This is a genomic window from Actinoallomurus acaciae (assembly GCF_042429965.1).
Lineage (GTDB): Bacteria > Actinomycetota > Actinomycetes > Streptosporangiales > Streptosporangiaceae > Actinoallomurus > Actinoallomurus acaciae.
In genome coordinates this window covers 1-1,379 of the sequence record NZ_JBHLZP010001022.1, presented here as the reverse complement: position 1 = coordinate 1,379, position 1,379 = coordinate 1, and the positions used below count along the sequence as shown (strand labels likewise).

Here is a 1,379-nt window from a genome sequence, read left to right as displayed (position 1 = left end):
CGGCGGCCGACGCGGGCGAGCGGAGCATCGCGTCGGCGCCGCCGTCCCGCGTGAGATGCGCGACGTACAGGTCGCCGAGCAGATCCGAGCGCCCGGCCAGACCGTGGGAGACCGTGTCCGGGAGGGAGGACAGCAGCGACGGCGGCAGCCGCGACATGGCCGTGGCGAGCGGGCCCACCTGCTGGTCGACCCGGGTGACGAGCTGGCCGCGCAGCGCGCCGATGACGAGGACGTTGCTCACCACCAGCCCCACGGCCGACAGGACCAGTGCGATGGCGAGCAGCCGGGCCCGCAGCGAGAGCCCCGGAAGCCTCACGGGCCGGGCCTGCGCAGGACGTAACCGGTTCCCCAGACCGTGTGGATCAGCTTGGGCTCGGCGGTGTCCACCTTGCGGCGCAGATAGCTGATGTAGGACTCGACGATGCTCTCGTCGCCGCCGAAGTCGTACTGCCAGACGTGATCGAGGATCTGCGCCTTGGACACGACGCGTCCGGCGTTGTCCATCAGGAACAGCAGCAGCCGGAACTCGGTGGGCGACAGCCGGACCGGGCGGCCCGCGCGGCGCACCTGGTGCCCCTGGCGGTCCAGGACCAGGTCGGCGACGGTGAGCGTCTCCTCCCCGGTACGCCCGCCGGCGCGGCGCAGGATCGCCCGGATGCGGGCGATCAGCTCTTCGACGCTGAACGGCTTGGTCATGTAGTCGTCGCCGCCGGCGGTCAGTCCGTCGATCTTGTCCTGTGTGGTGTCGCGTGCGGTGAGGAACAGCACCGGCACCAGGTCGCCGGCCGTACGCGTACGCTCGCCCAGCCGCCGTACCACCTCGAACCCGTCGATGTCCGGCAGCATGACGTCGAGCACGATGAGGTCCGGCGGCTCGCGTACGGCCGCGGCCACCGCCTCGGCGCCGGTGGCCGCGGAGGTGACCGCGAACCCGGCGAACCGCAGGCTGGCCGACAGCAGTTCCCGTACGACCGGCTCGTCGTCGACCACGAGGAGGCTGATCACCTCGGGGCCCGCCGTCCGTTCCATACCGTCCACACCCGGCCTCTCCTCGCCAGGACACGCCCGATCCACGCCGGCAGCAGGCCGCCCGCGAGCCCGGCGACCGCTCCGAACACCAGCGCCACCAGGATGTCACCGCTCGCGCGGGCACCGAGGGCGGGAAAGGTGAGACCGAAGACCGCGAGGTCCAGGTGGGCCGACGCCCGGGCGGCGGCGGTCATCGCGGCGATCAGCGGGCCGGTGACCGACGCGAGGCGGACGGCCGGCCACCAGGCCGCACCGCGCGGGACCGGTGTGCGCACGGCGGTCAGTACGCCCGTGACCAGCAGGATCACGGCGGCGAAGACGGCGGGGAGCAGCAGCGGTGGCGCGGAACC

Annotated in this window: 3 protein-coding genes; all 3 read right to left on the bottom strand. The window is 73.0% G+C overall.

Annotation, left to right across the window (positions count from 1 at the left end; all coding sequences use genetic code 11):
- On the bottom strand, positions 1-316 hold a 316-nt coding region (locus ACFFNX_RS50060), incomplete at its 3' end, for a hypothetical protein (RefSeq protein WP_378213543.1).
- On the bottom strand, positions 313-1,029 hold the full coding sequence (locus tag ACFFNX_RS50055) for a response regulator transcription factor (protein ID WP_378213545.1): 717 nt from the start codon (positions 1,027-1,029) through the stop codon (positions 313-315). The genes ACFFNX_RS50060 and ACFFNX_RS50055, both read right to left, overlap by 4 nt.
- Positions 1,002-1,379 (bottom strand): hypothetical protein (locus ACFFNX_RS50050; RefSeq protein WP_378213542.1); only part of this gene is annotated, 378 nt, incomplete at its 5' end. The genes ACFFNX_RS50055 and ACFFNX_RS50050, both read right to left, overlap by 28 nt.

Excerpts from the sequence above, each read along its gene's own strand:
- ACFFNX_RS50055 (WP_378213545.1), bottom strand. The coding sequence starts at position 1,029 with ATGGAACGGACGGCGGGCCCCGAGGTGATCAGCCTCCTCGTGGTCGAC.